The organism is Streptomyces sp. NPDC017979, assembly GCF_044328175.1.
In the GTDB taxonomy this organism is placed as follows: Bacteria; Actinomycetota; Actinomycetes; order Streptomycetales; family Streptomycetaceae; genus Streptomyces.
Map to the genome: position 1 here is coordinate 1,213,875 of NZ_JBIRGU010000001.1, position 26,396 is coordinate 1,240,270.

A 26,396-nucleotide genomic window follows, 5' to 3' on the forward strand; every position below is an offset into this window, starting at 1 on the left:
GCGAGGGCCCGGCCCCCTCCCGAGATCCGGGAGGGGGCCGGGCCCTCGCGCGTGAACCCGACCGTCAGCGCACGAACACGCCCGCCTGGCTCGCCAGGTCCAGGAAGTACTGCGGGGCGACGCCCAGCACCAGGGTGACCACGACGCCCAGGCCGATCGCCGTCATCGTCATCGCCGACGGAACCGCGACCGTCGGGCCGTCCGCCTTCGGCTCGCTGAAGAACATCAGCACGATGACCCGGATGTAGAAGAACGCGGCGATCGCGGAGGAGATCACGCCGACCACCACCAGCGCACCCGCGCCGCCCTCCGCCGCCGCCTTGAAGACGGCGAACTTGCCGGAGAAGCCGGAGGTCAGCGGGATGCCGGCGAAGGCCAGCAGGAAGACCGCGAAGACCGCGGCCACCAGCGGGGAACGCCGGCCGAGCCCCGCCCACTTGGACAGGTGCGTCGCCTCGCCGCCCGCGTCGCGGACCAGGGTGACGACCGCGAACGCGCCGATCGTCACGAACGAGTACGCGCCCAGGTAGAAGAGGACGGAGGAGATCCCCTCCGGCGTCACCGCGATCACACCGGCCAGGATGAAGCCGGCGTGCGCGATCGAGGAGTACGCCAGCAGGCGCTTGATGTCCGTCTGGGTGATCGCGATGATCGCGCCCGCCAGCATCGTGACGATCGCGACGCCCCACATCACCGGCCGCCAGTCCCACCGCAGCCCGGGCAGCACCACGTACAGCAGCCGCAGCAGCGCCCCGAAGGCCGCCACCTTGGTCGCCGCCGCCATGAAGCCGGTGACGGGGGTGGGCGCGCCCTGGTACACGTCCGGGGTCCACATGTGGAACGGGACCGCGCCGACCTTGAAGAGCAGCCCCATCAGGACCATCGCCGAGCCGACGAGCAGCAGCGCGTCATTGCCCATGGTGTCGGCGAGGGCCGGGTCCACGGTGCGGACGGTGCCGTCGACGACGTCGGCGATCCGGGCGTACGAGACGGAGCCCGCGTACCCGTACAGCAGGGCGATGCCGAAGAGCAGGAACGCCGACGAGAAGGCGCCCAGCAGGAAGTACTTCACCGCGGCCTCCTGCGACATCAGCCGCTTGCGGCGGGCCAACGCGCAGAGCAGGTACAGCGGGAGGGAGAACACCTCCAACGCGATGAAGAGCGTCAACAGGTCGTTCGCCGCGGGGAAGACCAGCATGCCGGCGATGGCGAACAGCGCCAGCGGATACACCTCGGTGGTGGTGAAGCCGGCCTTGACGGCGGCCTTCTCGCTGTCGCTGCCGGGCACCGCCGCGGCCTGCGCCACGAAGGAGTCCACGCTCTGGCCGTGGGCCTCCGGATCCAACTTGCGCTCGGCGAAGGTGAAGACCGCGACCAGCGACACCAGCAGGATGGTGCCCTGGAGGAAGAGCGTCGGCCCGTCGATGGCGATCGCGCCCATCGCGGCGATGTTCACCTTGGACGTGCCGTACCCCGCCTCGGCGAGGCCGATGATCGCGGCGAACGCGGCGATCAGCGCGAACGAGGTGAGCACGATCTGCGCGTGGTAGCGCATCCTGCGCGGCAGGAACGCCTCCAGGAGCAGGCCGACGACCGCCGCGCCCACCACGATCAGCACCGGCGCCAACTGGCCGTACTCGATGTCGGGCGCATTGATCTTGTCGACCGGATCGGCCGCCGTCGTCCACAGGTTGTGGACCGCTGTCGGGCTCACTTGGCCTCCACCTCCGGCCGGGGGTCCTGCTTCTGTACGTCGGACAGCGTGTGCTCCACCGCCGGGTTGACGATCTCCGTCACCGGCTTCGGGTACACGCCGAGGAAGAGCAGCAGCGCGATCAGCGGCGCCACCACGGCGAGCTCACGCGGCCTGAGGTCCGGCATGCTCCGCACTTCCTCCTTGACCGGCCCCGTCATCGTCCGCTGGTAGAGGACGAGGGTGTAGAGCGCGGCCAGCACGATGCCGGACGTCGCGATGATGCCGGCGACCGGATAGCGCGAGAAGGTGCCCACCAGGACCAGGAACTCGCTGACGAACGGGGCGAGCCCGGGCAGTGACAGCGTCGCCAGACCGCCGACGAGGAAGGTGCCCGCGAGGACGGGCGCCACCTTCTGCACCCCGCCGTAGTCCGCGATGAGCCGCGAACCGCGCCGGGAGATCAGGAACCCGGCCACCAGCATCAGCGCCGCGGTCGAGATCCCGTGGTTGACCATGTAGAGCGTCGCGCCCGACTGGCCCTGCGACGTCATCGCGAAGATGCCGAGGACGATGAAGCCGAAGTGCGAGATGGAGGCGTACGCGATCAGGCGCTTGATGTCCCGCTGGCCGACCGCCACCAGCGCCCCGTACACGATGCTGACCAGCGCCAGCACCACGATGACCGGGGTCGCCCACTCCGATGCGTTCGGGAAGAGCTGGAGGCAGAACCGGAGCATCGCGAAGGTGCCGACCTTGTCGACGACCGCGGTGATCAGGACGGCGACCGGAGCGGTGGACTCCCCCATCGCGTTCGGCAGCCAGGTGTGCAGCGGCCACAGCGGCGCCTTGATCGCGAAGGCGAAGAAGAAGCCGAGGAAGAGCAGCCGTTCGGTGTTGGTCGCCATGTCCAGCGAGCCGCTGGCCCGGGCTTCGGCGATCTCGGAGAGCGAGAAGCTGCCCGCGACCACGTACAGCCCGATCACCGCGGCGAGCATGATCAGCCCGCCGACCAGGTTGTAGAGGAGGAACTTCACGGCCGCGTAGGAGCGCTGCGCCGCCGCGTTGGCGTCCGTGCCCTGGTGGGCCCGGTCCCCGAAGCCGCCGATGAGGAAGTACATCGGGATGAGCATGGCTTCGAAGAGGATGTAGAAGAGGAAGACGTCGGTGGCCTCGAAGGAGAGCACCACCATCGCCTCGACCATCAGGATCAGGGCGAAGAAACCCTGGGTGGGCCGCCAGCGGGAGCTGCCGGTCTCCTGGGCGTCGGCGTCGTTCCAGCCGGCCAGGATGACGAACGGGACCAGCAGCGCGGTGAGCGCGACCATCACGGCCCCGATGCCGTCCACGCCCAGTTCGTAGCGCACGCCGAACTCGGCGATCCAGGAGTGGGACTCGGTGAGTTGGTAGCGCGCGCCGCCCGGGTCGAACCGGACCAGCACGACCACCGCCAGCACCAGGGTGACCAGCGAGAACAGCAGGGCCAGCCATTTGGCCGCCGTCCTGCGCGCGGCGGGCACCGCAGCGGTGACGATCGCGCCGACGGCCGGGACCACCGCCGTCGCGGTAAGGAGCGGGAAGGACATCTCAGTTACACCGCCCTCATCAGCAGGGTCGCGGCGATCAGCACCGCCGTACCTCCGAACATCGAGACGGCGTACGAGCGGACGTAGCCGTTCTGCAGCTTGCGCATCCGGCCGGAGAGTCCGCCGACGGACGCTGCCGTGCCGTTGACGACGCCGTCCACCAACTTGTGGTCGACGTAGACCAGGGATCGGGTCAGGTGCTCGCCGCCGCGGACCAGGACCACGTGGTTGAAGTCGTCCTGGAGCAGGTCGCGGCGGGCGGCCCGGGTGAGCGCCGATCCGCGCGGCGCGGTGACCGGCACCGGCCGGCGGCCGTACATCCCGTACGCGATGCCGACGCCGATCAGCAGCACCACGACCGTGGAGGTGGTCACCGCGCCGGCGCTGATCGGGGGATTGCCGTGGGACTCCCCGGTCACCGGCGCCAGCCAGTGCACGAAGCGGTCGCCGATGGCGAAGAAGCCGCCCGCGAAGACCGAGCCGAAGGCCAGGATGATCATGGGGATCGTCATGGACTTCGGGGACTCGTGCGGATGCGGCAACTCGCCCTTGTCGTCCGGCTGCCAGCGCTGCTCGCCGAAGAAGGTCAGCAGCATCACGCGCGTCATGTAGAACGCGGTGATCGCGGCGCCCAGCAGGGTCACCCCGCCGAGGATCCAGCCCTCGGTGCCGCCCTTGGCGAAGGCGGCCTCGATGATCAGGTCCTTGGAGAAGAAGCCGGACAGGCCGGGGAAGCCGATGATGGCGAGGTAGCCGAGGCCGAAGGTGACGAAGGTGACCGGCATGTACTTCCGCAGGCCGCCGTACTTGCGCATGTCGACCTCGTCGTTCATCCCGTGCATCACGGAACCCGCGCCGAGGAACAGCCCGGCCTTGAAGAAGCCGTGCGTCACCAGGTGCATGATGGCGAAGACGTAGCCGATCGGGCCGAGGCCGGCCGCCAGGATCATGTACCCGATCTGGGACATCGTGGATCCGGCGAGCGCCTTCTTGATGTCGTCCTTGGCGCAACCGACGATCGCACCGAAGAGCAGCGTGACCGCGCCGACGATGACGACGACCAACTGGGCGTCCGGCGCCGCGTTGAAGATCGCGCCGGAGCGGACGATCAGATAGACGCCGGCGGTCACCATCGTGGCCGCGTGGATCAGGGCCGAGACCGGGGTCGGGCCCTCCATCGCGTCCCCGAGCCAGGACTGCAGCGGCACCTGCGCCGACTTGCCGCACGCCGCGAGGAGCAGCATCAGGCCGATGGCGGTCAGCTTGCCCTCGCTGGTCTCCCCGGTGGAGGAGAGGACCGGGCCGAAGGCGAACGTCCCGAAGGTGGTGAACATCAGCATGATCGCGATCGACAGGCCGATGTCGCCGACCCGGTTGACCAGGAACGCCTTCTTCGCGGCCGTGGCCGCGCTGGGCTTGTGCTGCCAGAAGCCGATGAGGAGGTACGACGCGAGGCCGACGCCCTCCCAGCCGAAGTACAGCAGCAGGTAGTTGTCGGCGATGACGAGCAGCAGCATCGCCGCGAGGAAGAGGTTCAGATAGCCGAAGAAGCGGCGGCGGCGCTCGTCGTGCTCCATGTAACCGATGGAGTACACGTGGATCAGGGTGCCGACGCCGGTGATCAGCAGCACGAACGTCATCGAGAGCTGGTCGAGCTGGAAGGCGATGTCCGCCTGGAAGCCCTCCACGGGGATCCAGCTGAACAGCTTCTGGTGCAGGGTGCGGTCGTCGGCGGACTTGCCGAGCATGTCCACGAAGAGGACCGCGCCGATGACGAACGAGGCGGCGGCGAGCGCGGTGCCGAGCCAGTGGCCCGTGCGGTCGAGGCGCCGCCCGCCGCACAGCAGCACCGCCGCTCCGAGCAGGGGCGCCGCGATGAGCAGCGCAATCAAGTTTTCCACGGGTCAGCCCCTCACAGCTTCATCAGGCTGGCGTCGTCGACCGAGGCCGAATGGCGCGAACGGAACAGCGACACGATGATCGCCAGGCCGACGACGACTTCGGCGGCGGCGACGACCATCGTGAAGAAGGCGATGATCTGGCCGTCGAGGTTGCCGTGCATCCGGGAGAAGGCGACCAGGGCGAGGTTGCAGGCGTTGAGCATCAGCTCGATGCACATGAACACCACGATGGCGTTCCGCCGGATCAGGACCCCTGCCGCGCCGATGGTGAACAACAGGGCGGCGAGGTAGAGGTAGTTGACCGGATTCACCGTGTGGCCTCCTCTTCGTCCCGGTCGCCGTCGCGTCCGGCCGCGCCCGCGCTCTCGCCCCGCCCCAAGCGCTCCTCGGAGCGCTGCTCCAGGGCCTTGAGGTCCTCCAGCGCTTCGCCGGACACGTCGCGGATCTGGCCGCGCTCGCGCAGGGTGCGGCTGACGGACAGCTCCGCCGGAGTGCCGTCGGGCAACAGGGCGGGAATGTCCACGGCGTTGTGCCGGGCGTAGACGCCGGGGGCGGGCAGCGGCGGGAGCTGCTTGCCCTCGCGCACCCGCTGTTCCGCCAGCTCGCGCTGGGTCTTGGCACGCTCGGTGCGCTCGCGGTGGGTCAGCACCATCGCGCCGACGGCCGCCGTGATCAGCAGGGCGCCGGTGATCTCGAAGGCGAAGACGTACTTGGTGAAGATCAGGGCGGCCAGGCCCTCGACGTTGCCCCCGTGGGCGCTGTTGGCCGCGCCGAGGCCGTTGAACGTATCCAAGGAGGCGTTCCCGATGCCGGCGATCAGCAGGACGCCGAAGCCGAGCCCGCAGGCCGCGGCCCACCAGCGCTGCCCCTTCAGCGTCTCCTTGAGGGAGTCGGCGGCGGTGACGCCGACCAGCATGACGACGAAGAGGAACAGCATCATGATCGCGCCGGTGTAGACGACGATCTGGACGATGCCGAGGAAGTACGCGCCGTTGGCGAGGTAGAAGACCGCCAGGATGATCATGGTCCCGGCGAGGCAGAGCGCGCTGTGCACCGCGCGCTTCATCAGGATCGTGCACAGCGCGCCGATCACCGCGACCGTGCCGAGCACCCAGAACTGGAACGCCTCGCCGGTGGACGTGGTGCTGGCGGCCAGGGTCTGCCAGGTGGCGGCGGTGCCGCTCATGCGTCCACCTCCTCGCCCTTCTCCCCCTTGGACGTGGCGACCTGCTGGACCGTGCCGGGCGCGGCTTCGGTGACCAGCCCCCGGTAGTAGTCCTGTTCGTCCATGCCGGGGTAGATCGCGTGCGGGCTGTCGACCATGCCCTCGTCGAGCCCGGCGAGCAGTTGCTCCTTGGTGAAGATCAGGTTCGCCCGGGAGGTGTCGGCCAACTCGAACTCGTTCGTCATCGTCAGCGCGCGGGTGGGGCACGCCTCGATGCACAGGCCGCAGAAGATGCAGCGGGCGTAATTGATCTGGTACACCCGGCCGTAGCGCTCGCCCGGGGAGTACCGCTCCTCTTCGGTGTTGTCGGCGCCCTCGACGTAGATCGCGTCGGCCGGACAGGCCCAGGCGCACAGCTCGCAGCCGACGCACTTCTCCAGGCCGTCCGGATGGCGGTTCAGCTGGTGGCGGCCGTGGAAGCGGGGCGCCGTGACCTTCTGCTGCTCCGGATACTGCTCGGTCAGCCGCTTCTTGAACATGGCCTTGAAGGTCACGCCGAAGCCGGCGACCGGATTCAGGAACTTCTCCCCCGACGTCGGGGAACCCTGCTCGGCCCGGGGATCTTGGGACCCCTGCGGCCCCTCTGCTCGCTCAGACACCGTCAGCCTCCTTTCCGTCACGAGAACGTCCGTCTCCGGGACCGTCACTCACAGTATTGACTCCGCCACTGACAATGAGCTCCCGCTCGTGGCGCGGACGCCTGCGCGGCACCGGCGGCAGGGTCTGCCCGGGCAGCGGCGGCACCGGGTACCCGCCCGCCATCGGGTCGAACGCCGGCGGGGGTTCCTGCCCGGCCGCGGCCTCCGCCCGCTTGTCCCGACTGCCGCGGAACAGGTCGGCGACGAAGGTGAGCAACAGGACGGCGATGATCGCGCCGGCCACGTAGAGCAGGATCTGTTGGAAGTCGTAGCCCTCGTTCCGCAGCGCCCGGACGGTGGCGACCAGCATCAGCCAGACCACCGACACCGGGATGAGGACCTTCCAACCGAGCTTCATCAACTGGTCGTAGCGGACGCGCGGCAGCGTGCCGCGCAGCCAGATGAAGAAGAACAGCAGCAGTTGGACCTTGAGGACGAACCAGAGCATCGGCCACCAGCCCTGGTTCGCGCCCTCCCAGAAGGTGGAGATGGGGTACGGGGCGCGCCAGCCGCCGAGGAAGAGGGTGACCGAGACCGCGGAGACGGTGACCATGTTGACGTACTCCGCCAGCATGAACATCGCGAACTTGATCGAGCTGTACTCGGTGTTGAAGCCGCCGACCAGGTCGCCTTCCGACTCCGGCATGTCGAAGGGGGCGCGGTTCACCTCGCCGACCATCGTGACGACGTAGATGATGAACGACACCGGTAGCAGGATCACGAACCACCGGTCCGCCTGCGCCTCCACGATCGCGGACGTCGACATCGACCCCGAGTAGAGGAAGACGGAGGCGAAGGCCGCGCCCATCGCGATCTCGTACGAGATCATCTGCGCGCAGGAGCGGAGCCCGCCGAGCAGCGGGTACGTCGAGCCGGACGACCAGCCCGCCAGCACGATGCCGTAGATCCCGACCGAGGCGATCGCGAGGATGTACAGCATCGCGATCGGCAGGTCGGTCAGTTGCATCGTGGTGCGCTGGCCGAAGATGGAGACCTGGTTGTCCGCGGGCCCGAAGGGGATCACCGCGATCGCCATGAACGCCGGGATCGCCGCGACGATCGGCGCGAGGACGTAGACCACCTTGTCCGCGCGCTTGACGATCAAGTCCTCCTTCAGCATCAGCTTGATGCCGTCGGCGAGCGACTGGAGCAGGCCCCAGGGACCGTGTCGGTTGGGCCCGATGCGCAGCTGCATCCAGGCGACGACCTTGCGCTCCCACACGATGGAGAACAACACCGTCACCATCAGGAACGCGAAGCAGAACACGGCCTTGATGAGGACGAGCCACCAGGGGTCGCGTCCGAACATCGACAGGTCCTCGGCGGCGAGGACGTTCAGCGGGGCCTGCGCGGCCCCGGTGGCCACCGTCTGGCCGATCATGAGCGCACCTCCGGCGCTTCCGTCGCCGCCCCGGACCGCGCGGGAGCGATGCGAACCAGTCGTCCGGGCAGCGCCCCCGTGTCCGAAGCGACGCCGCCGCCGGTGGAGTTCAGCGGCAGCCACACCACCCGATCGGGCATCTCGGTCACCGCCAGCGGCAGGGTCACCGAACCGGTCGGGCCCGTGACGGTCAGGTCGTCGCCGTCCTTGACGCCGATCTCGGCGGCGGTGGCGGCGGAGAGCCGGGCGACGGCGGCGTGGCGGGTGCCCGCCAGCGCGGCGTCGCCCTCCTGGAGTCGGCCCTGGTCGAGCAGCAGCCGGTGACCTGCGAGTACGGCCTCGCCCTCGCCCGCGCGGGGCAGCGGCTGCCCGGACTCCATCGGCTCGGTCGCCCGCGGCCCGCTCCACACGCCGAGCCGGTCCAACTCGGCGCGGGCGGCCCGTACGTCCGGCAGGCCGAGGGCGACGTCCATCTCGTCGGCCAGCATGTGCAGCACGCGCCCGTCGGTCGGCGGCAACGGGCGGGTCATCTGGTCCGGCTTCAGCGCCGCCTCGAACATCCGGGCGCGGCCCTCCCAGTTGAGGAAGGTGCCGGACTTCTCGGCGACGGCGGCGACCGGAAGGACCACGTCCGCCCGCTCGGTGACCTCGCCGGGCCGTAGCTCCAGGCTGACCACGAAGCCGACCGCGTCCAGCGCCGCGCGGGCCCTGGCCGGGTCCGGCAGGTCCGCCAGCTCCACGCCGGCGATCAGCAGCGCCCCGAGTTCGCCGGTCGCGGCGGACTCCACGATCTGGGCGGTGTCCCGGCCGTACCGGTGCGGCAGTTCGCGTACGCGCCACACCTCGGCGGTCTCCTCGCGGGCCCGCGGATCGGTCGCCGGCCGGCCGCCGGGCAGCAGGGAGGGGACGGCGCCCGCCTCCACCGCGCCCCGCTCGCCGGCGCGCCGCGGGATCCACACGAGCTGCGCGCCGGTCGCGGTGGCGGTGCGCACGGCCGCGGTCAGCCCGCCCGGCACGCCCGCGAGCCGTTCGCCGACGACGATGACCGCGCCGTCCTTGCGCAGGTCCTCGGCGGCCCGCGCGCCGGCGGGGTCGTCAGCCAGGCCGACGCTGCCGCTGAGCGCGTCCAGCCACTCGGTCTCGGTGCCGGGAGCGGCCGGCAGCAGGGTGCCGCCGGCCTTCGTCAGGCCGCGGGTGGCGTGGGTGGCCAGTGCGTACGTGCGCTGGCCGTGCTTGCGGTTCGCCTTGCGCAGCCGCAGGAAGACGCCGGGCGCCTCCTCCTCGGACTCGAACCCGACGAGCAGTACGGCCGGCGCCTGTTCCAACCGGCTGTACGTCAGCCCGCTGCGGTCCAGGTCGCGACCGCGGCCCGCGACGCGCGCGGCGAGGAAGTCGGCCTCCTCGGCGGAGTGCGCCCGGGCCCGGAAGTCGACGTCGTTGGTGTCGAGGGCGACCCGGGCGAACTTGGCGTACGCGTAGGCGTCCTCGACCGTGAGCCGGCCGCCGGCGAGCACCGCGGCGCGGCCGCGGGCGGCGAAGAGCCCGGCCGCGGCGGCGGCCAGCGCCTCGGGCCAGCTCGCCGGCTGGAGCACGCCGTCCGCGTCCCGCACCAGCGGGGTGGTCAGCCGGTCGGGGCGCTGTGCGTAGCGGAACGCGAAGCGCCCCTTGTCGCACACCCACTCCTCGTTGACCTCGGGGTCGTCGGCGGCGAGCCGGCGCATCACCTTGCCGCGGCGGTGGTCGGTGCGGGTGGCGCAGCCGCCGGCGCAGTGCTCGCACACGCTGGGCGACGACACCAGGTCGAACGGGCGGGAGCGGAAGCGGTACGCGGCCGAGGTGAGCGCGCCGACCGGGCAGATCTGGATGGTGTTGCCGGAGAAGTACGACTCGAAGGGGTCGCCCTCGCCGGTGCCGACCTGCTGGAGGGCGCCCCGCTCGATCAGCTCGATCATCGGGTCGCCGGCGACCTGGTTGGAGAAGCGGGTGCAGCGGGCGCACAGGACGCACCGCTCGCGGTCCAGCAGCACCTGCGAGGAGATCGCCACCGGCTTCTCGTACGTCCGCTTCTTGCCGTCGAAGCGGGAGTCGGGGTCGCCGTGGGACACCGCCTGGTTCTGCAGCGGGCACTCGCCGCCCTTGTCGCAGACCGGGCAGTCCAGCGGGTGGTTGATCAGCAGCAGCTCCATCACGCCCTTCTGCGCCTTCTCGGCGACGGGCGAGGTGAGCTGCGTCTTGACGACCATGCCGTCGGTGCAGGTGATGGTGCAGGACGCCATGGGCTTGCGCTGGCCCTCGACCTCGACGATGCACTGGCGACAGGCGCCGGCCGGATCGAGGAGGGGGTGGTCGCAGAACCGGGGGATCTCGATGCCGAGCAGTTCGGCGGCGCGGATGACGAGCGTGCCCTTGGGGACGCTGATCTCCGCTCCGTCGATCGTCAGCGACACCAGGTCCTCGGGCGGGACCGGGGCCTGACCGCCCCCGGAGGGAGCGCTGGTGGTCACTGTCATGCGGTCACCTCCGTGGTGGTGTTCCGGTCGGCCCAGAGGGTGGACTTGCGGGGGTCGAACGGGCAGCCCTGACCGGTCAGGTGCTGCTCGTACTCCTCCCGGAAGTACTGGAGCGAGGAGAAGATGGGGGCCGCCGCGCCGTCGCCGAGGGCGCAGAACGACTTGCCGTTGATGTTGTCCGCGATGTCGTTGAGCTTGTCGAGGTCGGAGGGGACGCCCCGGCCCTCTTCGATGTCGCGGAGCAACTGGACGAGCCAGTAGGTCCCTTCGCGACAGGGGGTGCACTTGCCGCAGGACTCGTGCGCGTAGAACTCGGTCCAGCGGGTGACGGCCCGTACGACGCAGGTCGTCTCGTCGAAGCACTGGAGCGCCTTGGTGCCGAGCATGGAGCCGGCGGCGCCGACGCCCTCGTAGTCCAGGGGGACGTCGAGGTGGGCGTCGGTGAGCATCGGGGTGGACGAGCCGCCGGGGGTCCAGAACTTCAGCCGGTGGCCGGGGCGCATGCCGCCGCTCATGTCGAGCAGTTGGCGGAGCGTGATCCCGAGGGGGGCCTCGTACTGGCCGGGGTTGGCGACGTGGCCGGAGAGCGAGTAGAGCGTGAAGCCCGCGGACTTCTCGCTGCCCATCGAGCGGAACCAGTCCTTGCCCCGGTTCAGGATCGCGGGAACCGATGCGATGGATTCGACGTTGTTCACCACAGTGGGGCACGCGTACAGACCGGCGACCGCGGGGAAGGGGGGTCGCAGCCGGGGCTGGCCGCGGCGTCCTTCCAAGGAGTCCAGCAGCGCGGTCTCTTCACCGCAGATGTACGCGCCGGCGCCGGCGTGCACCGTGATGTCGAGGTCGAGTCCGCTGCCCAGGACGTCCTTGCCGAGGTATCCCGCCGCGTACGCCTCCCGTACCGCCTCGTGGAGACGGCGCAGCACGGGGACGACCTCGCCCCGGAGGTAGATGAAGGCGTGGTTCGAACGGATCGCGTAGCAAGCGATGATCATCCCCTCGATGAGGGAATGCGGGTTCGCGAAGAGGAGCGGGATGTCCTTGCAGGTCCCCGGCTCCGACTCGTCGGCGTTGACAACGAGATAGTGGGGCTTTCCGTCTCCCTGCGGGATGAACTGCCACTTCATTCCGGTGGGGAAGCCTGCGCCGCCGCGGCCGCGCAGGCCCGAGTCCTTGACGTAGGCGATGAGGTCGTCGGGCGACATCGCCAGCGCCTTGCGGAGTCCTTCGTAGCCGTCGTGGCGGCGGTAGGTCTCCAGGGTCCAGGAGTCGGGGGCGTCCCAGAAGGTGGAGAGGACGGGGGCGAGGAGCTTCTCGGGGTTCACTTCCGCCCCGGGGCCGCCGGCTCCCGACCCTGCGGTGCTTCCGTGCTGGGTGGACAAGGTCATCACTCCCCCTCCGCGTCAGTCGGTCGGGACGGGCGCGGGGAGACCACCTTCGGGGGCAGTGCCTCGCCCTTGGCGAGCCGCAGTCCGACCAGGGACGCGGGGCCGGCGCCGCCGGTGGCCTCGACCGCGCCGGGGCGCTCGTCGGGGAAGCCGGCGAGGATCCGCGCGGTCTCCTTGAAGGTGCACAGGGGCGCGCCGCGGGTGGGGGCGACCTCGCGTCCGGCGCGCAGGTCGTCCACGAGCCGCTTGGCGGACTCGGGCGTCTGGTTGTCGAAGAACTCCCAGTTCACCATCACGACGGGGGCGAAGTCGCAGGCCGCGTTGCACTCGATGTGCTCCAGCGTGACGACGCCGTCGTCGGTGGTCTCGTCGTTGCCGACGTCGAGGTGTTCCTTCAGCGTCTCGAAGATGGCGTCGCCGCCCATGACCGCGCAGAGCGTGTTGGTGCAGACCCCGACCTGGTAGTCGCCGGAGGGCTTGCGCCGGTACATGGTGTAGAAGGTGGCGACCGCGGTGACCTCGGCGGTGGTGAGGCCGAGCACGTCCGCGCAGAACTGCATGCCGGTGCGGGTGACGTGGCCCTCTTCGGACTGCACCAGGTGGAGCAGGGGCAGCAGCGCGGAGCGGGACTCGGGGTAGCGGGCGATGACCTCCTTGGCGTCCGCCTCCAGCCGGGCGCGGACCTCGGCCGGGTAGGCGGGTGCGGGGAGCTGGGGCATCCCGAGCTGGACTCCCGGGTTCGACGACTGGGCCGTCATCGGTCGACGCCTCCCATCACGGGGTCGATGGACGCGACGGCGACGATGACGTCGGCGACCTGGCCGCCCTCGCACATCGCCGCCATGGCCTGAAGGTTGGTGAAGGACGGGTCCCTGAAGTGGACCCGGTAGGGGCGGGTGCCGCCGTCGGAGACGACGTGCGCGCCGAGTTCGCCCTTGGGGGACTCCACGGCCGCGTAGGTCTGTCCCGGCGGTACGCGGAACCCCTCGGTCACCAGCTTGAAGTGGTGGATCAGGGCCTCCATGGAGGTGCCCATGATCTTCTTGATGTGGTCGAGGGAGTTGCCGAGGCCGTCCGGGCCCAGCGCGAGTTGGGCGGGCCAGGCGATCTTCTTGTCGGCGACCATGACCGGGCCCGGCGCGAGGCGGTCGATGCACTGCTCGATGATCCGCAGCGACTGGCGCATCTCCTCCAGCCGGACGAGGAAGCGCCCGTAGGAGTCGCAGGTCTCCGCGGTCGGCACGTCGAACTCGTACTGTTCGTAACCGCAGTACGGGTCGGTCTTGCGCAGGTCGTGCGGGAGGCCGGCGGAGCGCAGGATGGGGCCGGTGGCGCCGAGGGCCATGCAGCCGGCGAGGTCGAGGTAGCCGACGTCCTGCATGCGGGCCTTGAAGATGGGGTTGCCGGTGGCGAGCGCGTCGTACTGCGGCAGGTTCTTCTTCATGGTCTTCACGAACTCGCGCAGCCGGTCCACGGTGCCCGGGGGCAGGTCCTGGGCGAGGCCGCCCGGACGGACGTAGGCGTGGTTCATCCGCAGACCGGTGATCAGCTCGAAGAGGTCGAGGACGAGTTCGCGGTCCCGGAAGCCGTAGATCATGATCGTGGTGGCGCCGAGCTCCATGCCGCCGGTGGCGATGCACACCAGGTGGGAGGAGATCCGGTTCAGCTCCATCAGGAGCACCCGGATGACGTTGGCCCGGTCCGGGATCTGGTCCTCGATGCCGAGCAGCTTCTCCACGCCCAGGCAGTACGCCGTCTCGTTGAAGAACGGCGTCAGGTAGTCCATGCGCGTGACGAAGGTGGTGCCCTGGGTCCAGGTGCGGAATTCCAGGTTCTTCTCGATGCCCGTGTGGAGGTAGCCGATGCCGCAGCGGGCTTCGGTGACGGTCTCGCCGTCGATCTCCAGGATCAGCCGGAGCACTCCGTGGGTGGAGGGGTGCTGCGGCCCCATGTTGACCACGATGCGCTCGTCGTCCGCCTTGGCCGCGGTCTGGACGACTTCGTCCCAGTCGCCGCCGGTGACGGTGTAGACGGGACCTTCGGTGGTCTCGCGTGCCGATGCTGAGGGGGTGCTCACGAGTACGACCTCCGCTGGTCGGGAGCCGGGATCTGCGCGCCCTTGTACTCGACGGCGATGCCGCCGAGGGGGTAGTCCTTGCGCTGCGGGAAGCCCTGCCAGTCGTCCGGCATCATGATCCGGGCGAGCGCCGGGTGGTCGTCGAAGACCAGTCCGAAGAAGTCGTAGGTCTCGCGCTCGTGCCAGTCGTTCGTCGGGTAGACGGCGACCAGGGACGGGACGTGCGGATCGGCGTCGGGGGCGGTGACCTCCAGCCGGATCAGCCGGCCGTGGGTGAGCGAGCGCAGGTGGTAGACGGCGTGCAGCTCGCGGCCCTTGTCCTCGGGGTAGTGCACCCCGCTGACGCCGGTGCACAGTTCGAAGCGGAGGGCCGGGTCGTCCCGCAGGGTGCGGGCGACCAGCAGGAGGTGCTCGCGCGCGATGTGGAAGGTCAGCTCGCCGCGGTCGACGACGGTCTTCTCGATCGCGTTCTCCGGGAGGAGGCCCTCCTCTTCGAGGGCGCCTTCGAGTTCGTCGGCGACCTCGTCGAAGTAGCCGCCGTAGGGGCGGCTGGCGGCGCCGGGGAGTCTGACGGACCGTACGAGTCCGCCGTAGCCGGAGGTGTCGCCGCCGTTGTTGGCGCCGAACATGCCGCGCTGGACGCGGACCTCTTCGCCGTGCTCACCGCGCTGGCCGGGAAGGTTCTGCTCGCTGAGCTCCTTCTCCGGGTTGGGTTCGTCTGTCACCGTGCTGCCCCTTTGTGAGCGTGTGCACCTGTCCTTGCCGCGGCGGGCCGGGGGTGGCCGTGCACGCCCCCGACCGGGCCGCGGGATGGGTCGGTCATCGCAGCAGGCCCTTCATCTCGATCGTCGGAAGCGCCTTCAGCGCCGCTTCCTCCGCCTCGCGGGCCGCTTCCTCCGCGTTCACGCCGAGCTTGGAGCCCTGGATCTTCTGGTGCAGCTTGAGGATCGCGTCCATCAGCATCTCGGGGCGCGGCGGGCAGCCGGGCAGGTAGATGTCGACCGGGACGACGTGGTCGACGCCCTGCACGATGGCGTAGTTGTTGAACATGCCGCCCGACGAGGCGCACACGCCCATGGAGATGACCCACTTGGGGTTGGGCATCTGGTCGTAGACCTGCCGCAGCACGGGCGCCATCTTCTGGCTGACCCGGCCCGCGACGATCATCAGGTCGGCCTGCCGCGGCGAGCCGCGGAAGACCTCCATGCCGAAGCGGGCGAGGTCGTAGCGGCCGGCGCCGGTGGTCATCATCTCGATGGCGCAGCAGGCCAGTCCGAACGTCGCAGGGAAGACGGATGACTTGCGCACCCAGCCCGCAGCCTGCTCGACCGTGGTCAGCAGGAAACCGCTCGGAAGCTTCTCTTCGAGTCCCATGGGTGCTCCTCAGCCCAGACGGGATTTGTCAGACACGGCCTAGTCCCATTCCAGGCCGCCGCGCCGCCACACGTACGCGTAGGCGACGAAGACGGTGAGCACGAAGAGCAGCATCTCCACGAGCCCGAATAGACCCAGGGCGTCGAAGCTGACCGCCCAGGGGTAGAGGAAGACGATCTCGATGTCGAAGATGATGAAGAGCATCGCCGTCAGGTAGTACTTGATGGGGAATCGACCACCACCGGCCGGAGTCGGCGTCGGTTCGATGCCGCACTCATACGCTTCGAGCTTCGCCCTGTTGTAGCGCTTTGGGCCGATCAGCGTGGCCATGACCACGGAGAAGATCGCAAACCCTGCCCCGAGGGCGCCGAGTACAAGGATGGGCGCGTAGGCATTCACCCTCCTCGCTCCTTCCAGTCGTCGCTGACCGTGGACCGCACCGGGCCGTTCGGCTCGCCGCCTCGAAGATCGCTTACATGTGAGGCAGTTCACAAGCCCGATTGCCCCGCATCCTATGCCCGTCGGTCTGTGATCTGCGACACGGGGTCGTGCATCGCCTTTGTGATCTCCACCACCCGCAAGACGATCATGCGCTCAAAAGAGGAGTGATCTTCGTACGTGAAGCGTTCATGGCGTCACATCGCGTGACATCCAAGGGAGTTGCCGCTGGTCGGAGGCATGATCCACTATCAGGGGGCAACCCATTCGGGCAAATTGGCGATCGACCGCTTCGGGTGATAAAAGGCGCCTCCCCGACATCGCCTCACCCACGCGGAGGTACGGGCGGACAGGGGTGGACGCGGGGCGAACCGGGGCGGCCCGGAAAGGGGCGCCGGACGGGACCCCGGCGCGCACCTCCACACCGCACCGCGACGACGGGATCACTCGTGGTGCCCGTGAGGTCGATGCGTGCACGAGTTCACGAACTCCTGTCGGCAAGGCACACAGGAGGCACAGGACTTCGTGACTTCCCCGTGACCCTGTGACCTGCGCCACACGCGAACGGGTGGCGGGAAAGCGGGCTTGGCCAACGGGGCGTCGAGGTGCTAGGCGAAGGGCAATTCGGACCTTTTATTGAAACCACATGCTCACGGGCGTGATCATGAATGTCCGTATTGCCCGTTACGGCGTCAATAAGGCTCGACCGGAAGCGGATTGGCTAATTCCGGTCGCAACTGTGGCGCACCCCACGTTTCTTGATGGCATCTATGTACGGCTGATAACGGTGTACTCATGTCCCACACCGCTCACATACCCAGCCACCGGAAGCCCCGCCAGCGCAGCGCCTCTGCACTCGCGCTGCGCGCCGGAGTTGCCGGTGGCGTCCTCAGCACCATCGCCGTGGCCGGTGCGGCGGCGCCGGCGAGCGCCGACCCCGTGACCGAGACCGTCGAGATGCCCGCGTTCGACGTGGCGTCCTCCATCTCCCACGTCGTCCAGCAGTCCGCGGCCAACTCGCAGCAGACCGCACTTGAGCAGGAATTGCGGCTCGCCGAGGACACCGCTGCGACCAAGGCGTCCGAGACGGCGAAGAAGACCAAGGCCGAGGCAGTCCGCAAGGCGGAGGCCGAGAAGGCCGAGGCGAAGAAGCGCGCCGCGGAGCAGGAGCGGGCCTCCCGCGCCGCCGAGCGCACCTCGCTCTCCGGCGCCACCACCACCGCGGGCTCCTCCGCCTCCTCCAGCAGCAGCAACAGCAGCTCCACCGCCGCCTCCGGCTCCGTGGGGAAGGTCATCGCCTTCCTCAAGGCCCAGGTCGGCGACGCCTACGTGCTGGGTGCCACCGGCCCCAACTCCTGGGACTGCTCCAGCCTGGTGCAGGCCGCGTTCCGCCAGGCCAACATCGACCTGCCGCGCGTCTCCCAGGACCAGTCCACCGCCGGCCGCCAGGTCGGCACCAGCAACCTCAAGGTCGGCGACATCCTCTACTGGGGTGCCGCGGGCAGCGCGTACCACACCGGCGTGTACATCGGTGACGGCAAGTACCTCGACGCCGCCAACTCCCGCAAGGGCGTGGTCATCCAGGACCTGTCGGGCTACCCGGCGACCGGCGCGGTCCGGGTGCTCTGACCCGTACCGCCCGCTCAACGCACGCACAGGGCCGCGGCTCCCCCGCTCGGGGGCGGAGCCGCGGCCCTGTCGCGTCTCCGCCCGGGCCGATGATCACTAAAGGAACGAGCGGTTCCGCGGAAGCTGGGTTAGTGTCCGGCTCGTGATCACCATACGAAGAGCCGTGATGACCATTGCCGCGACCGGCACCGTACTCGCCGGCACGGTGTTGCCCGCCGCCGCCCAGCCCGCCACCGTGGGTGTCCCGGCGCCCCAGGTGAAGGTGCTGTCGGCCACCGCCGACCCGAACACCTTCCACGTCGCCTACCGTTGCGCCCCGAACTCCGGCGTGGCCGCGATCGAGCTGCACGCCGCGCAGTCCGGCCCGGGCCACGAGCACTACGTGCGCACCACCATCGACAAGTGGGACGCCCCCGCCGGCAGCCCGACGCCCGGCGTTCCGCTGTGCGACGGCACCTGGCAGATCGCCAACGAGGTGGTCACCGGCTTCCTCCCGGGGACTACCCCCTTCCACGCCGGTGACCAGGCCACCGTGCAGTGGACGGCGTACAACGAGTCCAAGAACGTCGTCCTGGCCGAGGGCGAACAGCCGGGCGTCGTCTTCGAGTAGGGCCTGTCTGACGGGTCTTGTGACTGCGTGCGCAAAGCTGCTCCCCCGCCCGGAGGCAGGGGAGCAGTCGACGTTCAGTGCACGGACAACCCGCCGTCCACGAAGATCGCCTGCCCGGTGACGTACGCGGACGCCGCCGACGCCAGGAAGACCGCCGCGCCCGCGAAGTCCTCCACCAGCCCGTTGCGCCCGGTCATCGTGCGGGCCGCGAGGGCGGCGACCTTCGCCGGGTCGCTGGAGAGCCGGGCGTTGAGCGGCGTCATCACGAAGCCGGGCACCAGCGTGTTGACGGTGACGCCGTGGCGGGACCACGCCTCCGCCTGCGAGCGGGCGAGCGACTCCAGCCCGCCCTTGGAGACGCCGTACGCACCGCTGTCGACGAAGGCGCGGTGCGCCTGCTGGGACGTGACGTGGACGATGCGGCCGTGGCCGCGGGCCGCCATGGCCGGCCCGAAGCGCTGACCGAGGAGGTGCGGGGCGGTCAGGTTCACCGCCATCGTGGTGTCCCACTCCGCCTCGGTGAGTTCGCCCAGCGGCGGGCGGATGTTGACTCCGGCGGCGTTCACCAGGACGTCCGGCTCGCCGAAGGCGGCCACCGCCTCCTCGGCGGCGGTGCGCACCGCGGCGCGGTCGGCGAGGTCGGCGCTGACCCAGGCGGCACGACAGCCGGCCGCGGTCAGTTCGTCGACGGTGGCGACGAGTTCGGCCTCGCGACGGGCGAGGACCACGACGGAGGCGCCCGCGCGGGCGAGCGCGCCGGCGATGGCCCGGCCGATGCCCGAGCTGCCCCCCGTGACCAGGGCCGTTCGCCCCTGGAGGGAGAACAGTTCGGCGAGGTACGTCGGCGGCGCGGCGTTCGTCGGGGGCGTCGATGGCGTCGAGTTCATCAGGTGACCCTATCGACGCCCGCCGCCTCACTTGCCGCGCAGGACTTCGGTCAGGGCGGCGATGCTCTGCTCCGCGCGGCCCTCCGCGACCGCGCGCCGGATCAGGTCGTGCAGCGGCTCCAGCCAGGTCGTGTCCAGGCCGGCCAGTTCGGCCGCGCGGGTCTCGCTGGCCATTCCGTCGTGGAAGACGTTGACGGACGAGAAGGGGCGCGAGTAGTCGCCGGCGTCGATCTCCTCGGCGAGCGCCGGGAGGATCGAGGCGATCATCTGCACCCACTTGATGCTCATCGGCACCATCGAGCTGGCGGGCAGTCCGCGGGCGGTGACGAGCGCGGCGCCGTGGAAGAAGCCGACGAGCGCGGGCAGCAGCGTGGCGCCGACGGCCGACTCGTAGAAGACGGCGAGGTCGGGTTCGGTGCCGAGGTGGACGGTGTCGCCGCCGAGGACCTTCAACACCGGCTCGTGCGCGTCGTAGACGGCCCGGTCGCCGGCGAAGAGGAGTTGGGTGTCGGGCAGGCCGACCGCCTGGGGGACGTTCTTGACCACGCCGCCGAGGAAGCGCGCGCCGTTCGCCGCCGCCCATTCGGCCGTCTCCAGCGCGCCCTGCGACGAGCCGCTGTTCAGGGTGACCAGGGTGCGGTCGCGCAGGGCGGCGGCGGCCGGGGCGAGCGCGCCGAGGGTGGCGTCGTACGTGGAGAAGCAGGTGATCACCAACGGGCTGGCGGCAACGGCGGCTTCGACTGACGGCGCGTGGGTCGCCCCGCGGGCGGCCAGCGCCGCCCCCTTGGCCTCGGTGCGGTTCCAGACCGTGGTGGGGTGGCCGGCGGCGAGGAAGGCGGCGGCGAGGGCACTGCCCATCGAGCCGAGCCCCAGAACAGTGACGGGTGTGTTGGGTGTGGTGGAAGGGACGAGACGGGCGGCAGGCGTGGACATCTGGGGATCTCTCCGGTTCGTGGGCGCGCCGAATGGCACAAGGGCATGGCGGAACTGGGCAAAGGGTGGGAAGAAGGGGCGCGAATGACGCCTTCCACCATGCTGGAACGCCATCAAAAAATGATCAAGTACCTACAATTCTGTTGGGTACTCACACTTTTGTCAGGGCGGAGCTGAGCCAGCGCGATGAAACAGCGGAAATACACCTGCGGACTGGACGCCGCCATCACCGTCATGGGCGGCAAGTGGAAAGGGCTGATCCTCTTCTACCTGGCCGACGGGCCGCTGCGCTTCGGTCAACTACGGCGCGCGGTCGAGGGGATCAGCGAGCGGATGCTGATCCTGCAACTGAAGGAGATGGAGCACAGCGGGCTGATCCACCGCGAGGAATTCCCCCAGGTGCCGCCGAAGGTGGAGTACTCGCTCACCGAGTTCGGGCGTTCCCTCAACGCCGCGCTCGCCCCCCTCGGCGCTTGGGGCGAGGAGCACATGGAGCGCATCACGGCAATTCCGTGAGCCGGTACGCACGGTGTGACTTCTTCGCCCCCTCGGCGCCCCGCGGGCATTCCGCGCGCTCCCCACTTCGGGTGGTTCGGGGGGTACGTCCGGTGTGTCGGCGAAGGCGCGGGTAGACCAGCGGTCCGAGCACCGGTCGCCGCCGGCGGTCGGGACGAGGAACCGTGAGGGAAGCCGACAGCCGAGAGGTGACCGCAGTGTCCGACCAACCCAGCTTTCTGAAGATCAACGAGGATCTGGCCGCCGCCTGGTGCCACACCCCGTGGTCGGCCACCGACATGAGTTACGACGGCGTCGCCTACCACGGGGTGTTCGACGTGGACCTCACGGCGGACGTCAGCGAGAGCGCCCCGTACAGACCGGTGCTGCACGGCTCGATCCTGGCGCAGATCGTGTCGTACCACACCCTGGCGTCGATGCTCTACGCGTACACCAACGACCACATCTCGGCCTTCGCCACCCTCCCCAGGGTGGACCTGCCCGAGGCGCGCAAGCGCATCCTCGTCACCTCGCTGAAGCTGTCGCTGCACCGCCAGGTCGCCGAAACGCGGGTGCCGGTGCGGCTGACGATCGACCGGGTCACGGACAAGTGGGACAGCCACCGGATGGCGTTCGCCGCGGTGTCCGTGGACGTCGCGGGCGGCCGGCACACCGCCGAGTTGGAGGGCTGCATCAACTTCCGCGACCGCATCGAGCCGTGAGCGGTGCCGTGGGTGGTGCGGCGAACGGTGCGGCGAGCGCGCCGATGACCGGACCGTACGGTCAGGGGCGCGCCCGGTGCCACGGGCACGGCGGCCCGCGCTGGTTGAAGCGTCCGCGCGCGCCACCATCCCGCACCGCCGTGCCGACGGTCAGTCGAGGGCCGCCGCCAGCGTCCGCCGCAGCGTCTCGTACCCCGGTGCCAGTCGCGCCAGGCCGGCCCTCAGGCCGTCGTCGTCCCCGGTGACCAGCGGCTCCTGGAGCGATCCCAGGATCCGGGCCTGGCCCGCCGCCACCCGGGCCGCGGCCGTGAGGTCCAGGTGCGCCAGGCAGTCCGCCGCGTCGGAGAGGCGACGGGTGCCGACCCGGATCACGAACTCCGACAGCAGGCCGCGCAGTTCCGGGTCGAGCCCCTGCGCGACCAGTTCGGCCAGGCCCTCGACCGCGGCGGCGCCGCCGAGCGTGCCGGCCGGCATGGGCAGGTCGTCCCGCCCGGCCAGCCACGCCACCGCGCCCGGCAGCGAAGCGCGCAGCGCCTCCTCGTCCGTGACGTCCCGCTCCCGCACGAAGTCCGTCCGCAGGACGAACGGCTCGTCGACGTAGGCGACCTTCTCGGCGCACCAGGCTTCGACGAACGCGGCGGCGGACGTCGTCGCGTACGGGTGCCCCTGCGGGTCGTGCAGCAGCACCGTCGCCGACTCGTCCTCGGGTCCTTCGACCGCGAGCACCACCACGTAGTGGTCGCCGAAGCCGGGGTCCGGGGTGCCCGGGCGGTACAGCAGCAGCCCCATGTCCACCGGCCCCACCAGCACCGGCCCGCGGGCAGCGGCCTCCCGGAGCCGAGCCAGCGCCTCGGCCGGCGTGCCGCCGCAGGTGTGCCGGCAGGACAGCCCGAGGAGTTCGACCGCCTGGTTCAGACCCAGCTCGGGGTCCCAGCCGTACGGGTCGAACATCGGCAGCGTGCCGCCGATCAGCTGGACCCCGAAGGGGGATCCGGTCAGGGTCTCCACGACGGTGGGCGAGGGCATCCGCTCCGCCCCCACGGCCATCGTGAGCGAGTGGGTGTAGCAGTACGGTCCGGAGCCGGCGTACGACCTGATCATGCGAGGGGCCTCCTTGTGCTTCCCCGTGCCCACGAGCGGCACGGGCTCGGGCCCCACTGCACGCCTTCACACGGTGACAAGGTCAAGCCGCGGACCGCGCTCCGGTCACGCCTTGGGCGCCACCTTCGACAGCCCGTTGATGATCCGGTCCATCGCGTCGCCGCCCGTCGGGTCGGTGAGGTTGGCCAGCATCTTCAGGGTGAAGCGCATCAGCATCGGGTGGGTGAGCCCGCGCTGCGCCGCGATCTGCATCACCTTCGGGTTGCCGATCAGCTTCACGAAGGCGCGGCCCAGCGAGTAGTACCCGCCGTAGGTGTCCTTGAGGACCTTCGGGTAGCGCTGGAGGGCGAGTTCGCGCTGCGCCGCGGTGGCGCGGGCGTTGGCCTGCACGATGACGTCGGCCGCGAGCTGGCCGGACTCCATGGCGTACGCGATGCCCTCGCCGTTGAAGGGGTTGACCAGGCCGCCGGCGTCGCCGACGAGCAAGAGCCCGCGGGTGTAGTGCGGCTGGCGGTTGAAGGCCATCGGCAGGGCGGCGCCGCGGATCTGGCCCTGCATGTTCTCCTCGACGTAGCCCCACTCCTCGGGCATCGAGGCGCACCACGTCTTCAGCACCTCGCGCCAGTCCAGCTCCTTGAAGGAGGCGGAGGTGTTGAGGACGCCGAGGCCGACGTTGGAGGTGCCGTCGCCCATGCCGAACACCCAGCCGTAGCCGGGCAGCAGCCGGTCCGGGCCGGGGCCGCGCCGGTCCCACAGCTCCAACCACGACTCCAGGTAGTCGTCGTCGTGGCGCGGGGAGGTGAAGTACGTGCGGACCGCGACGCCCATCGGGCGGTCCTCGCGCCGGTGCAGCCCCATCGCCAGCGAGAGCCGGGTGGAGTTGCCGTCGGCGGCGACGACGAGCGGGGCGTGGAAGGTGACCGGCGTCTTCTCCTCGCCGAGCTTGGCGCTGACGCCGGTGATGCGGCGGGTGCGGTCGTCGACGATCGGGGCGGTGACGTTGCACCGCTCGTACAGCCGGGCGCCGGCCTTCTGCGCCTGCCGGGCGAGCTGCTCGTCGAAGTCGTCGCGCTTGCGCACCAGTCCGTAGTTCGGGTACGAGGCGAGTTCCGGCCAGTCGAGCTGGAGGCGCATCCCGCCGCCGATGATCCGCAGGCCCTTGTTGCGCAGCCAGCCGGCCTCTTCGGAGATGTCGATGCCCATGGCGACGAGCTGCTTGGTGGCGCGCGGCGTGAGGCCGTCACCGCAGACCTTCTCGCGCGGGAACGCGGTCTTCTCCAGCAGCAGGACGTCGAGTCCGGCCTTCGCGAGGTGGTAAGCGGTCGTGGAGCCGGCCGGGCCCGCGCCGACGACGATCACATCCGCGGTGTGTTCCGTTGGGGGCTCGGTCACGGCTGAATCTCCCGAAAACTCGGAATTGGGCGTGCTGAACGGCACGGGACATGGGCAGTCTATGTGGACCTGACGATCGACCGACTGAAGGGCTCCCCTCATGAGCAGGCCCCTCCCCGCCGTACGACTGCGCGTCCCCGCCGACGAGGACGCCGTGGTGTGGCACCGGATCTTCGACGACCCCGAGGTCATGAGGTTCCACGGCGGCCGGAGCGCGGCGCTCTACGAGTACGAGGAGCTGACGGCGCGGCAGCGGCGGCACGACGCCGAGTTGGGCTTCTGCCTGTGGACGATCCTCGACGAGACGGGCGCACCGATCGGGTTCACGGGCGCGCAGCCCTGGCCCCGCGAGGACTTCGGCCCGTACGGCGAGATAGAGATCGGGTGGCGGCTGACCAGGAGCGCGTGGGGGCGGGGGCTGGCGACCGCGGCGGCGCTGACGACGCTGGAGCGGGTGCGGGCCGCGGGCGTGGAGCGCGTGGTGGCGATGGTCGACGCGCGCAACGAGCGGTCGATCGCGGTGACGCGGCGGCTCGGGATGCGGCAGGCGGAGGAGTACGAGGTGCCGGGGAGCGACCCGGTGCGGCGGGGGTACTGCTTCCGGCTGGAGCTGGCGCGGGAGGCGGGGGCGGCGGCGTGAGCCCGGGGGTGTTCACGGGGTGATCGGCCCCCGGGCGCGCTGCGCTTCGGCTCCGTACGGCTTGGTGCGTTACGGCTTGGTGCCGCGGTGCAGGGCGACGATGCCGCCGCTGAGGTTGCGCCAGGCCACCTTGGACCAGCCGGCCTTCTGGAGCATGGCCGCCAGTTCGTCCTGCTCCGGCCAGGACTCGATGGACTCCGCGAGGTACTCGTACGCCTCCGGGTTCGAGCACACCTGGCGCGCCAGCGGCGGCAGCGCGCGCATCAGGTACTCCTCGTACACCGTGCGGAACGGGCCCCAGGTCGGGTGCGAGAACTCGCAGATGAGCACCCGGCCGCCGGGCTTGGTGACCCGGTTCAGCTCGCGCAGGGCGCGGTCGGTGTCCTGGACGTTGCGCAGTCCGAAGGAGATCGTCACCGCGTCGAAGACGCCGTCGCGGAACGGCAGCTTCGTGGCGTCGCCGGCGGTCAGCGGCAGCCACGGGTGGCGCTTCTTGCCCTCCTGGAGCATGCCGAGCGAGAAGTCGCACGGCACCACGAAGGCGCCGGCCTGCGCGAACGGCAGGGAGGACGTGCCGGTGCCGGCGGCGAGGTCGAGCACCTTCTCGCCGGGGCGGGCGTCGAGGGCGCGGGCGACCTGCTGGCGCCATCTGCGGTCCTGTCCGAGCGAGATCACGTCGTTGGTGAGGTCGTAGTTCTTCGCGACCCTGTCGAACATGGACGCGACTTCTCGGGGCTGCTTGTCCAGCGAGGCACGGTTCACGCCCCCATTCTGCCGCGCGCCCCCGACGCCCCGCGCGGGGCCCCGCCCACGGGCCGCCCGCGGCGGACCGGCCCAGGGACGCGGGGGTGGCACCCTCACCTGCCAGGCGACCTCGGCGGGAGGCGCCCCGGGGCGCGGGGCCCTTAGGCCCTTGTTCGTCCGCGGACCGTGGCGGGCTGGTCGCGCAGTTCCCCGCCCCTGTTTCGCTCCGCCGATCGTCCACCTGCGGGACAGCGGGTTCAGGGGCGCGGGGAACTGCGCGACAAGCCCACCACCGGCCGGTGGAGACCAACGCTCCTGCGGGAAAGCGGCGGGCACGTCAGGGGCGCACCAGCGCCGTTGTCGTTTACGTAGTGTCGGCGACTACAGGCCGTCTGTGGCTGGTCGCGCAGTTCCCCGCGCCCCCAACAGCGCACGCTTAGGCGCGGCGGAAGACGAGGCGGCCCGACAGAGTCGTTGCCTGGCGGGTCGTGGGGGTGGAGATCGTGAAGGTCGCTTGGGCGCCGGGGGTGAGGGGGGCGGCGTAGGCGGTGGGAGGGGGGCGCAAGGACGGGGCTTCGGGGGGCGACGGGCGCGGGCCCGGGAGCACCGTGAGACCCGCGCGGGTGACCGCGGCCGCGGAGTGGGGTCGGGACAGCGGACCGAGCAGCGCCGTCACGCCGTGCGCCAGCAGCCGCTGCACCCCGCGCCGCGCGCTCGCGCCCCAGCGGGCGTCGTCCGTGTCCAGCGCCGCCAGTGCCGCGCCGGTCAGCGGTTCGGTGCCGAGTTCGTCGGCCTCGCGCGGGTCCGGGTGGTACGCGTGCTCCAGCAGCCACGCGCCGTGCGGGTGGACGAGGCCGGGCGTGAGGGTGCCCGACCAGCGGCGTACCCGGGCCCGCGGGTGGGCCGCCGCGACCTCTTCGTACGGGCCGACCGCCGCGACCTCGCGGCCCGAGACCGCGAGCGCGCCGCCGGGGACGGCGGGCCCGGCCCCGGGCAGCAGCAGGTCCGCCGCGTGGATGGTCAGCACGCCGG

Annotated in this window: 25 protein-coding genes; 5 read left to right on the forward strand and 20 right to left on the reverse strand. The window is 70.5% G+C overall.

The window, feature by feature from the left end; translation table 11 throughout:
- Positions 1-64: 64 nt before the first annotated feature.
- From nuoN to ACH4E8_RS05305, 14 genes are all read right to left on the reverse strand, one after another.
- Positions 65-1,714 (reverse strand): NADH-quinone oxidoreductase subunit NuoN, encoded by a 1,650-nt coding sequence (gene nuoN, locus ACH4E8_RS05240; protein WP_361956441.1) that lies wholly within the window; start codon positions 1,712-1,714, stop codon positions 65-67.
- Complete coding sequence (locus tag ACH4E8_RS05245; protein WP_398444448.1) at positions 1,711-3,279, reverse strand: NADH-quinone oxidoreductase subunit M; 1,569 nt, start codon at positions 3,277-3,279, stop codon at positions 1,711-1,713. Before ACH4E8_RS05245 ends, nuoN begins: the two co-directional genes overlap by 4 nt.
- Positions 3,280-3,284: 5 nt before the next feature.
- Positions 3,285-5,180 carry an NADH-quinone oxidoreductase subunit L gene (gene nuoL / locus ACH4E8_RS05250; protein ID WP_398444450.1) on the reverse strand — a complete coding sequence of 632 codons (1,896 nt, stop codon included), beginning with the start codon at positions 5,178-5,180 and terminating at the stop codon, positions 3,285-3,287.
- A gap of 11 nt (positions 5,181-5,191) precedes the next feature.
- Positions 5,192-5,491 (reverse strand): NADH-quinone oxidoreductase subunit NuoK, encoded by a 300-nt coding sequence (gene nuoK, locus ACH4E8_RS05255; RefSeq protein WP_093661653.1) that lies wholly within the window; start codon positions 5,489-5,491, stop codon positions 5,192-5,194.
- On the reverse strand, positions 5,488-6,366 hold the full coding sequence (locus tag ACH4E8_RS05260) for an NADH-quinone oxidoreductase subunit J (protein ID WP_398444452.1): 879 nt from the start codon (positions 6,364-6,366) through the stop codon (positions 5,488-5,490). Before ACH4E8_RS05260 ends, nuoK begins: the two co-directional genes overlap by 4 nt.
- The gene (gene nuoI / locus ACH4E8_RS05265) at positions 6,363-7,004 is read right to left on the reverse strand and encodes an NADH-quinone oxidoreductase subunit NuoI (RefSeq protein ID WP_398444454.1); all 642 of its coding nucleotides are present in this window, start codon (positions 7,002-7,004) and stop codon (positions 6,363-6,365) included. Before nuoI ends, ACH4E8_RS05260 begins: the two co-directional genes overlap by 4 nt.
- Positions 6,997-8,424 (reverse strand): NADH-quinone oxidoreductase subunit NuoH, encoded by a 1,428-nt coding sequence (gene nuoH, locus ACH4E8_RS05270; protein WP_398444456.1) that lies wholly within the window; start codon positions 8,422-8,424, stop codon positions 6,997-6,999. The genes nuoI and nuoH overlap by 8 nt, the downstream gene beginning before the upstream one ends.
- Positions 8,421-10,934 (reverse strand): NADH-quinone oxidoreductase subunit G, encoded by a 2,514-nt coding sequence (locus tag ACH4E8_RS05275; RefSeq protein ID WP_398444458.1) that lies wholly within the window; start codon positions 10,932-10,934, stop codon positions 8,421-8,423. Before ACH4E8_RS05275 ends, nuoH begins: the two co-directional genes overlap by 4 nt.
- Positions 10,931-12,322: an NADH-quinone oxidoreductase subunit NuoF gene (gene nuoF, locus ACH4E8_RS05280; RefSeq protein ID WP_398444460.1), complete on the reverse strand. Its 1,392-nt coding sequence runs from the start codon at positions 12,320-12,322 to the stop codon at positions 10,931-10,933. The genes ACH4E8_RS05275 and nuoF overlap by 4 nt, the downstream gene beginning before the upstream one ends.
- Positions 12,322-13,080: an NADH-quinone oxidoreductase subunit NuoE gene (gene nuoE / locus ACH4E8_RS05285; protein ID WP_398444462.1), complete on the reverse strand. Its 759-nt coding sequence runs from the start codon at positions 13,078-13,080 to the stop codon at positions 12,322-12,324. Before nuoE ends, nuoF begins: the two co-directional genes overlap by 1 nt.
- On the reverse strand, positions 13,077-14,399 hold the full coding sequence (locus tag ACH4E8_RS05290) for an NADH-quinone oxidoreductase subunit D (protein WP_398444464.1): 1,323 nt from the start codon (positions 14,397-14,399) through the stop codon (positions 13,077-13,079). Before ACH4E8_RS05290 ends, nuoE begins: the two co-directional genes overlap by 4 nt.
- The gene (locus ACH4E8_RS05295) at positions 14,396-15,124 is read right to left on the reverse strand and encodes an NADH-quinone oxidoreductase subunit C (RefSeq protein WP_398444466.1); all 729 of its coding nucleotides are present in this window, start codon (positions 15,122-15,124) and stop codon (positions 14,396-14,398) included. Before ACH4E8_RS05295 ends, ACH4E8_RS05290 begins: the two co-directional genes overlap by 4 nt.
- A gap of 94 nt (positions 15,125-15,218) precedes the next feature.
- Positions 15,219-15,773, reverse strand: coding sequence for an NADH-quinone oxidoreductase subunit B family protein (locus ACH4E8_RS05300; protein WP_031035164.1), 555 nt, complete (start codon positions 15,771-15,773; stop codon positions 15,219-15,221).
- 39 nt (positions 15,774-15,812) lie between these two features.
- Entirely contained in the window at positions 15,813-16,172 is a 360-nt protein-coding gene (locus tag ACH4E8_RS05305) for an NADH-quinone oxidoreductase subunit A (RefSeq protein ID WP_073792966.1), read from the reverse strand.
- A gap of 834 nt (positions 16,173-17,006) precedes the next feature.
- Between ACH4E8_RS05305 and ACH4E8_RS05310 the strand changes: the two genes are divergently transcribed.
- Both ACH4E8_RS05310 and ACH4E8_RS05315 read left to right on the forward strand, forming a co-directional pair.
- Positions 17,007-17,840: a C40 family peptidase gene (locus tag ACH4E8_RS05310; RefSeq protein WP_398444468.1), complete on the forward strand. Its 834-nt coding sequence runs from the start codon at positions 17,007-17,009 to the stop codon at positions 17,838-17,840.
- Between the two features lie 166 nt (positions 17,841-18,006).
- Positions 18,007-18,450, forward strand: coding sequence for a hypothetical protein (locus tag ACH4E8_RS05315; RefSeq protein ID WP_398444470.1), 444 nt, complete (start codon positions 18,007-18,009; stop codon positions 18,448-18,450).
- A 74-nt stretch (positions 18,451-18,524) separates the two neighbouring features.
- Here the strand turns inward: ACH4E8_RS05315 and ACH4E8_RS05320 are convergent, their stop codons facing one another.
- Positions 18,525-19,337, reverse strand: coding sequence for an SDR family NAD(P)-dependent oxidoreductase (locus ACH4E8_RS05320; protein WP_398444472.1), 813 nt, complete (start codon positions 19,335-19,337; stop codon positions 18,525-18,527).
- Positions 19,338-19,364: 27 nt separating this feature from the next.
- Positions 19,365-20,270: an NAD(P)-dependent oxidoreductase gene (locus tag ACH4E8_RS05325; RefSeq protein ID WP_398444474.1), complete on the reverse strand. Its 906-nt coding sequence runs from the start codon at positions 20,268-20,270 to the stop codon at positions 19,365-19,367.
- 186 nt (positions 20,271-20,456) lie between these two features.
- On the opposite strand from ACH4E8_RS05325, the gene ACH4E8_RS05330 reads away from it, so the two are divergent.
- Entirely contained in the window at positions 20,457-20,786 is a 330-nt protein-coding gene (locus tag ACH4E8_RS05330) for a winged helix-turn-helix transcriptional regulator (protein WP_398444476.1), read from the forward strand.
- Positions 20,787-20,983: 197 nt separating this feature from the next.
- Positions 20,984-21,487 carry a hypothetical protein gene (locus ACH4E8_RS05335; protein ID WP_398444478.1) on the forward strand — a complete coding sequence of 168 codons (504 nt, stop codon included), beginning with the start codon at positions 20,984-20,986 and terminating at the stop codon, positions 21,485-21,487.
- A gap of 150 nt (positions 21,488-21,637) precedes the next feature.
- Here ACH4E8_RS05335 and ACH4E8_RS05340 read toward each other — a convergent pair whose 3' ends face one another.
- Together ACH4E8_RS05340 and ACH4E8_RS05345 are read right to left on the reverse strand one after the other, a co-directional pair.
- Positions 21,638-22,585 carry a hypothetical protein gene (locus tag ACH4E8_RS05340; protein WP_398444760.1) on the reverse strand — a complete coding sequence of 316 codons (948 nt, stop codon included), beginning with the start codon at positions 22,583-22,585 and terminating at the stop codon, positions 21,638-21,640.
- Between the two features lie 108 nt (positions 22,586-22,693).
- Positions 22,694-23,980, reverse strand: coding sequence for a geranylgeranyl reductase family protein (locus tag ACH4E8_RS05345; protein WP_398444481.1), 1,287 nt, complete (start codon positions 23,978-23,980; stop codon positions 22,694-22,696).
- Positions 23,981-24,080: 100 nt separating this feature from the next.
- On the opposite strand from ACH4E8_RS05345, the gene ACH4E8_RS05350 reads away from it, so the two are divergent.
- Positions 24,081-24,620: a GNAT family N-acetyltransferase gene (locus tag ACH4E8_RS05350; protein WP_398444483.1), complete on the forward strand. Its 540-nt coding sequence runs from the start codon at positions 24,081-24,083 to the stop codon at positions 24,618-24,620.
- 69 nt (positions 24,621-24,689) lie between these two features.
- Here the strand turns inward: ACH4E8_RS05350 and ACH4E8_RS05355 are convergent, their stop codons facing one another.
- Together ACH4E8_RS05355 and ACH4E8_RS05360 are read right to left on the reverse strand one after the other, a co-directional pair.
- Positions 24,690-25,382 (reverse strand): demethylmenaquinone methyltransferase, encoded by a 693-nt coding sequence (locus tag ACH4E8_RS05355; RefSeq protein WP_398444485.1) that lies wholly within the window; start codon positions 25,380-25,382, stop codon positions 24,690-24,692.
- 418 nt (positions 25,383-25,800) lie between these two features.
- Complete coding sequence (locus ACH4E8_RS05360; RefSeq protein WP_398444487.1) at positions 25,801-26,391, reverse strand: imidazolonepropionase-like domain-containing protein; 591 nt, start codon at positions 26,389-26,391, stop codon at positions 25,801-25,803.
- Positions 26,392-26,396: the final 5 nt, after the last annotated feature.

What these genes read in the sequence shown, in the direction of transcription:
- nuoE (WP_398444462.1), bottom strand. Translation starts at nt 13,080, where the DNA reads ATGACGGCCCAGTCGTCGAACCCGGGAGTCCAGCTCGGGATGCCCCAG.
- ACH4E8_RS05325 (WP_398444474.1), bottom strand. Translation starts at nt 20,270, where the DNA reads ATGTCCACGCCTGCCGCCCGTCTCGTCCCTTCCACCACACCCAACACA.
- nuoF (WP_398444460.1), bottom strand. Translation starts at nt 12,322, where the DNA reads ATGACCTTGTCCACCCAGCACGGAAGCACCGCAGGGTCGGGAGCCGGC.
- ACH4E8_RS05330 (WP_398444476.1), top strand. Translation starts at nt 20,457, where the DNA reads ATGAAACAGCGGAAATACACCTGCGGACTGGACGCCGCCATCACCGTC.
- ACH4E8_RS05315 (WP_398444470.1), top strand. Translation starts at nt 18,007, where the DNA reads ATGACCATTGCCGCGACCGGCACCGTACTCGCCGGCACGGTGTTGCCC.
- nuoH (WP_398444456.1), bottom strand. Translation starts at nt 8,424, where the DNA reads ATGATCGGCCAGACGGTGGCCACCGGGGCCGCGCAGGCCCCGCTGAAC.
- ACH4E8_RS05260 (WP_398444452.1), bottom strand. Translation starts at nt 6,366, where the DNA reads ATGAGCGGCACCGCCGCCACCTGGCAGACCCTGGCCGCCAGCACCACG.
- ACH4E8_RS05350 (WP_398444483.1), top strand. Translation starts at nt 24,081, where the DNA reads ATGAGCAGGCCCCTCCCCGCCGTACGACTGCGCGTCCCCGCCGACGAG.
- ACH4E8_RS05310 (WP_398444468.1), top strand. Translation starts at nt 17,007, where the DNA reads ATGTCCCACACCGCTCACATACCCAGCCACCGGAAGCCCCGCCAGCGC.
- ACH4E8_RS05300 (WP_031035164.1), bottom strand. Translation starts at nt 15,773, where the DNA reads ATGGGACTCGAAGAGAAGCTTCCGAGCGGTTTCCTGCTGACCACGGTC.
- ACH4E8_RS05275 (WP_398444458.1), bottom strand. Translation starts at nt 10,934, where the DNA reads ATGACAGTGACCACCAGCGCTCCCTCCGGGGGCGGTCAGGCCCCGGTC.
- ACH4E8_RS05320 (WP_398444472.1), bottom strand. Translation starts at nt 19,337, where the DNA reads ATGAACTCGACGCCATCGACGCCCCCGACGAACGCCGCGCCGCCGACG.
- ACH4E8_RS05245 (WP_398444448.1), bottom strand. Translation starts at nt 3,279, where the DNA reads ATGTCCTTCCCGCTCCTTACCGCGACGGCGGTGGTCCCGGCCGTCGGC.